Source organism: Nitrobacter sp. 62-13, assembly GCF_001896955.1.
Classification (GTDB): domain Bacteria; phylum Pseudomonadota; class Alphaproteobacteria; order Rhizobiales; family Xanthobacteraceae; genus Nitrobacter.
Map to the genome: position 1 here is coordinate 6,922 of NZ_MKRN01000110.1, position 6,100 is coordinate 13,021.

At 60.0% G+C, this 6,100-nt stretch carries 6 protein-coding genes, 1 tRNA gene and 1 pseudogene; 4 read left to right on the forward strand and 4 right to left on the reverse strand.

The window, feature by feature from the left end:
- On the forward strand, window positions 1-595 hold a 595-nt coding region (locus BGN91_RS09230; RefSeq protein WP_292612485.1), incomplete at its 5' end, for a TonB-dependent receptor.
- Between the two features lie 188 nt (window positions 596-783).
- A tRNA-Ile gene (locus BGN91_RS09235) sits at window positions 784-859 on the forward strand.
- Window positions 860-1,056: 197 nt separating this feature from the next.
- Here BGN91_RS09235 and BGN91_RS09240 read toward each other — a convergent pair.
- Genes BGN91_RS09240 through BGN91_RS09250 form a run of 3 tightly spaced genes read right to left on the reverse strand, consistent with a single transcriptional unit; the run spans window position 1,057 to window position 3,682 of the window.
- Entirely contained in the window at window positions 1,057-2,775 is a 1,719-nt protein-coding gene (locus BGN91_RS09240; protein WP_292612487.1) for a recombinase family protein, read from the reverse strand.
- A complete protein-coding gene (locus BGN91_RS09245; RefSeq protein ID WP_292612489.1) occupies window positions 2,775-3,284 on the reverse strand; it encodes a DUF2924 domain-containing protein in 510 nt (169 codons plus the stop codon). Before BGN91_RS09245 ends, BGN91_RS09240 begins: the two co-directional genes overlap by 1 nt.
- 5 nt (window positions 3,285-3,289) lie before the next feature.
- On the reverse strand, window positions 3,290-3,682 hold the full coding sequence (locus BGN91_RS09250; protein WP_292612491.1) for a DUF3489 domain-containing protein: 393 nt from the start codon (window positions 3,680-3,682) through the stop codon (window positions 3,290-3,292).
- A 470-nt stretch (window positions 3,683-4,152) separates the two neighbouring features.
- On the opposite strand from BGN91_RS09250, the gene BGN91_RS09255 reads away from it, so the two are divergent.
- Window positions 4,153-4,479, forward strand: a complete 327-nt coding sequence (locus BGN91_RS09255) for a ParB/Srx family N-terminal domain-containing protein (RefSeq protein ID WP_292612493.1) — start codon at window positions 4,153-4,155, stop codon at window positions 4,477-4,479.
- Window positions 4,480-4,771: 292 nt separating this feature from the next.
- Here BGN91_RS09255 and BGN91_RS09260 read toward each other — a convergent pair whose 3' ends face one another.
- Window positions 4,772-5,746, reverse strand: a complete 975-nt coding sequence (locus BGN91_RS09260) for an IS66 family transposase (RefSeq protein ID WP_292612495.1) — start codon at window positions 5,744-5,746, stop codon at window positions 4,772-4,774.
- A gap of 81 nt (window positions 5,747-5,827) precedes the next feature.
- Here BGN91_RS09260 and BGN91_RS09265 point away from each other — a divergent pair.
- Window positions 5,828-6,022: pseudogene (locus BGN91_RS09265) on the forward strand (IS110 family transposase); the annotation flags it as partial.
- Window positions 6,023-6,100: the final 78 nt, after the last annotated feature.

Sequence of the window (6,100 nt, forward strand, 5' to 3'; positions counted from 1 at the left end):
CTATGAGCTGGGCTGGAAAGGCCATATCAATCCGAATTTGCGCGGGACGGCAGCGGTCTTCTACAGCGACGTGCGTGACCTGATCCAGGCGGTTCGCGTCAGCCCGACGCAGTCGCAGACGCAGAATATCAACCAGGGCAATTTTTACGGCTTCGAGATGTCGTTCGAAGCGCAGTTCTCGCCGCAGTTCGCGCTCGGCGGCAACTATACATTCATCCAGCGAGACGTCAGCGACGTGTCCGTGCCCGGCTTCAAGCCAAGCGGCGTGCCGACCCACAAGGCATTCCTCTATGCTACATGGCGGCCGATCGATCGGTTCACCATCACGCCCAGCGTTGAGATCGCGAGCGACCGCTGGAGCGACGTCGTCGTCGGCACCCAGGCTCAAAACGCGCCGATCCGCGCCGCCTTTGCCGATCCTTATATCCGCACCGGGGCCTATACGCTCGCCAACGTCAACGTCAGCTACAAGCTGATGGAAAATGTCGAGCTGGCGGGCGGCGTCAAGAATCTGCTCGATCAGAATTACGAACTGGCATGGGGCCTGCCGCAGCCGGGGCGCACATTCTATGTGAAGGCCCGGGCAACCTTTTAAATCGGTGCGGCGGTCGCGGCCAGGAGATGCGCGCCGGGCCCTCGGCGCGCATCTTTCTTGTGTTTTCCAGGTCCTTCAAGCCTCGACCATTTGCGGGGCCTCCACGGCCTGAACGACGTTGCCGCGCGGCGTCCGACCTTGTAAAGGATGCCTGCGCCGAGGGCGGTTGCATGCGCGATCTCCGGCCCGGGCCTGTAGCTCAATGGTTAGAGCCGACCGCTCATAACGGTCTGGTTGCAGGTTCGAGTCCTGCCGGGCCCACCACGCATTCCCTTTGATCGGCCGAGGTAGAGAATTTGGTATAAAAGCTCGCTGCGTCCGGGATTTTTCGGCTATTGCTGCAAGCATCCTGGTCTCTGGAGCGAGAGACAGACGACGTGGCCCGTAGGTCTCTGGTGCGTAGAATTCTGTTCCTGAATCCCTGGTGTCGTGGGGAGGGTCTCAGATGAGCTTGAGGATAGCTAGGACGATAGGCCCAGTAGTGACAACTGCTGCGACCATTCTGCAGGCGCATCGCGCAGATTGGAGACACCGATGCCCCGCGGCAAGCGTCCATCGACCGCGGCCTGGACCAGGTTCGGTGCAAGGAACGCCAGAGATATCGTCATATTGACTTGGCGAATGCTGCATCTTTCCCGATTTGCGATCTGCTCGATATTTACCGTGCCGACGATAATCTCGTCCAGCCAATGCCGGCCTTTTGCAATGGCGGCGACAAGCTTGGCACGGGTTTCGGCGCGGATCGGTCGATTGTCTGTTCCGAGAGCAACGTTGGATGGCCGGATGATTTTTCGCGGCAACTTCGAAGGTCTTTTGATCCAGGGAATGAGAAGCTGCGCCCCCATCGAATTGCGGTGTTCTTCATTTGAGCTGACCTTATTTCCAGCCGGGGGCGATAATTGTTCAGCGATGGTCCCGCACATGGCGTCTTGAGGCTCGGAGCCTCGGTGCACTGATTTCAACGTCACTGCGAGTTGACCAGACATCACATCGACTCGCAGGACATGAGTCGCGATCAGGCTTTTGTCGGTCGGTCCGGCGGGATCGTTTGCGTTCGCTTTCCGCATCGTTCTTGAGCCGGGGTGCGCCGTCATCTGAACAGTGAACCGTTTGCGAACTGCCGCAATGACGAGAGTTTCGATCTCGATCGCGGGTACCCGGTTGAGCGTCCCAGCCCTGGCTTTGCTGCCTTGGTGCAAACTCGACGAGATGTAATAGCGGTAACGCACACCATTCTTGACGGCATAGGTTGGCGTCATGCGTTGACCCTGATCGTCGAAGATCAGGCCCATCAGAAGCGCGTCCGATGTCTGCCGGGTGGTCGTGTGATGGGTTCGCTGCTGCTCGAGCCTGGCCTGCACCGCGTCGAACAGGCCTCGATCCAGAATTGGCGGTTGTTCGCCCGGAAAGATTTCGCCTTTGTACCGCACCTCACCAATGTAGAAGCGATTACGAAGCAAATAGGCCACCGGTCCTCGCGTGAACGGGATGCCGCCGACTGTTCGGCCACCGGCGAGAGCCCGGACTCGTGTCGTCACGCCGGCCGCTCTTAGGTCCGACAGCAGCAAATTGAGGCTGCCAAGTTCCAAATATCGGCGGAAGATGTGCCGTACGGTGGCAGCTTCGCTCTCTACCATCGTTATCTTGCGATCCTTAGCGTGATAGCCGAGTGGTACCACCCCGCCGACCCAGAGACCCTTGCGTTTAGAGGCTCCAATCTTGTCCCGGATCCGCTCGGAGGTCACCTCGCGCTCGAATTGCGCAAAGGACAGAAGCACGTTGAGTGTCAGTCGTCCCATCGAAGTGGTGGTGTTGAACTGCTGCGTGACCGAGACGAACGAGACGCCGTGGCGATCGAACAGTTCGATCAGCTTGGCGAAATCAGCCAGCGACCTGGTCAGGCGATCCACTTTATAGACGACGATCACCTTGACCTTGCCATCCCGGATGTCGGCCAGCAGTTTCTGAAGGGCAGGGCGGTCGGTCGATCCGCCAGAGAATCCACCGTCGTCATACCTGGTTTTTATCATGGACCAGCCGGCATGGGCCTGGCTGCGGATATAGGCCTGCGCCGCGTCGAACTGGGCATCCAGCGAGTTGAACTCCTGGTCCAGCCCGGCATCGGTCGACACCCGGGTATACACCGCGCAGCGGACCACTTTGCCGGATGCTGTAGTCATTAAGAGACATCCCCGCCGCTGGATGCGGCTCTGATCTTGTCTCGCAAACCAAAGAACCGATGCCCATTCCACCGTGTGCCGGTAATCGCGAAGGCGACGGCCGAAAGGCTGTCGAAGCTTCTGCCATTCCAAGCAAAGTTGTCGGCCATAACCATGACCCGCTGCGGATTTCCATTCCATTCCCGCACCAAGATGGTGCCTACTCTGAGAGCGGTCCTGCGCTGCGACAGTTCAGACGTCAATCGCACGGCCTCCACCGTACTGCCTCCGCCGCCGAGTTGCTTGAGCAGACGAACCGTGTCTGGGGCGAGGTCGCCGAGCTCATCGGCTTGCAACCGATAGGCCAAAATGCCGACCAGGAGATGTCTGGAAAGGTGAGATGGTGCCGGCCTTCGGAACACACCCTTCCATCTGCTCCGCAACCCCGCGAGATCGAGCCCGCGCAAATGCGCGATCTCATGTTCTAATGACGCAGCCTGGCTACCTTTGCGGCCTCTTGAACCTGCCATCTGCCTTACGTCGCACGGCTGGTGTTGGGCGCGCCAACGGGCCCATCTTCTTTCTTGATCCGGTACACGCGGCCGGCGTAGCCCGCTTCAGAGATGAGATTGAGGCCAAGCTTTTTTCGGACGACGCCTGCAAGAAATCCCCGGACCGAATGGGACTGCCAGCCAGTCGCGCCAGCCATGGCAGCAATCGTCGCGCCCGCCGGTGCTCGCAACAGCGCAATCACGCCTGCTTGCTTGCTGTCGGCGCGTTGCTTACCGATCAACCTCGTCGGAGACTGAATCTTCGATTTGCGCTGGACGGCTTTGGGCGAAGCCTGCCGTGGCGCTATATTGCGCTGCCTTCGCCTGCTCTTTTTGAATCGAGAGCTTGCACTGCGCTTTGAAACAGTTTTCGCCATCTGGACCTTCTCCGGTTCGGGCAGCGATTATCGCCGCCACCACCGCAAGCCCCGTCAGAGCCAACAGGCCGGCGGGGCAGGTCCATCCCAGCGCGTTCGCGCTGTCACGACAGTAACGCTCCATTCAACCGGCATTGCCAGTCGTTTGTGAGCAATAATGTTGCGAGTTGCTAGACCATTCGGGCGGCACGATTTCAGGCAGTTGGCATCCATTTGGATGGTGCCGCTATCGCTCACGCTTCAGCCTGATCAATCACTGTTACGCCAAGGCGACAGGAACGCGGACGATCGGCCGCCATCCAAATCGCCACGTGGGCCAGGCGCACGGTCATGCTGCTGAGATTGGCCGAGTATGCCGGCGGCTTCGAAGACAAGCACGATATCCAGAAAATCGAGCGGATCATCGTGACCTGGAAGTCCCAGATCCCGACGATGGTGAGGATGAAAAGCTTGCCTAGGTGTTTAGTTCCGTGCCATCAGCAGCGTCTACAGAGAAATGGCCGGCCGACTGTATTGCGCGGTGGCCGATCGAGCGGCTCATTCCGTATGCGCGCAATGCTCGCACCCACAGCGACGCTCGGGTCGATCAGATCGCCGCTTCCATCCGCGAGTGGGGTTGGACCAATCCCGTCCTCGTCGGCGAGGACGGCACCATCATCGCCGGCCACGGTCGCGTTCTTGGTGCTCGCAAGCTACGGCTGAGCGACGTGCCGGTCATGGTGGCGGCCGGATGGAGCGAGGCGCAGAAGAAGGCCTACACGATTGCCGACAACAAACTCAGCCTCAACGCTGGCTGAGACGAGGAGCTTCTAGGGCTCGAGCTAGGCGAACTGGAGGTTCTCGGTTTCGACCTGGACCTGATCGGCTTCAGCGAGGCCGAGCGGATTGCGCTGCTTGCTCAAGGCACTGAGGTCTGACCGATCCCGACGAGGTGCCAGAGCTCCCGAAGGAGCCCGTTACCCGATCAGGCGACGTTTGGCTGCTTGGTCGGCACCGGCTCCTGTGCGGCGACAGCACCATAGCGACTGATGTCGAGAAGGTGCTCGCCGGCATCAAGCCTCACCTGATGGTAAGCGCTTATCAGCAACCCTATTGATGCTGGCTTGATGTTTTGCGGAATCGCCATGGCATGAGGTCGTCGACTTTGCTTTGCGGGTGACCGGCGATGATTGCCTCGAGTGTTTCGGCGATGTAAGCGACGGGATTGATGTCGTTGAGCTTGCAGGTGGCCACGATCGACGCCAGCAAGGCCCAGTTTTCTGCTCCAATTTCATGGCCGGCGAAGAGCGCATTTTTACGGGTCAGGCAGATCGGCCGGATCGCGTTTTCGACCGGATTGGTGTCGAGTTCGAGACGCCCATCATCGAGGAAGCGCGTCAGTCCCTGCCAATGATTGAGCCCGTAGCGGATGTCCTCGGCGAGCGTCGAGCCAAACCACGGCTTCAACGCGGCGACGATGGGCCGCGAATGCGCCTTTCGCGCGGCCAGCCGGATGTCCGGTGATGAGCCCCGCACCGTGGCTTCGACGGCATAGAGTTGGGCGATCTGCTGCACCACGGCCTCGGCGATCGGAGACTTGCTGTTGCGGACCAATTTGACGAAGCGCCGGCGCAAATGGCTCCAGCAATACACGAGCGTCCACGGTCCCTGTAGTCGAACGACCTCGGTGAGCCGATTATATCCGTCATAGGCGTCGCACTGAAGGAAGCGTCCGTTGCAGCCGTCGAGGAACTGCTCGGCGAAGGCGCCGCTGCGGCCGGGGGCATAGCGGAACAACACGATCGGCGGACCTGGGCCGCCATGGCCGCGATCGTCGGAGACGATCGCCCAGAAGTAGCCTTTCTTCGTCACGCCGCGCCCCGGGTCGAGCACCGGTGCCGTGGTCTCGTCCATGAACAGACGATCCGCGCTCGCCAGATGATGGCGCATGTGATCGCCGACAGGCTGAAGATGGAAGCAGGCACGGCCTGACCAGTTGCCCAGCGTCGCCCGATCGAGCCGGATCCCCTGTCGGGCATAAATCTCGGCTTGCCGGTAAAACGGCGTATGGTCGCCAAACTTGATGTGGTGGAACGGCCCGCTCCAACAGCATCAAAGTGCTAGAACGTGGTCGTTGTTCGAACGCCACAAAGGAGGGGCCGTTCCATGAAAGAGATTATCACCATCGGGCTGGATCTGGCCAAGCAGGTTTTCCAGGTTCACGGAGCGGATGCCGAGGGCTCGCCCATGTTCAACCGGAAGCTGCGGCGCAGCGAAGTTCTGCGTTTCTTTGAGAAGCTGCCAGCATGCCTAGTGGGAATGGAAGCATGCGGTAGCGCCCACTATTGGGCACGCGAGATCACAGCTTGTCATTCGGCCTGCAATATTGACCCCGTAAGCCGGGGGATCGGCGTCCAAAATTGACCCCCTATAGATTGG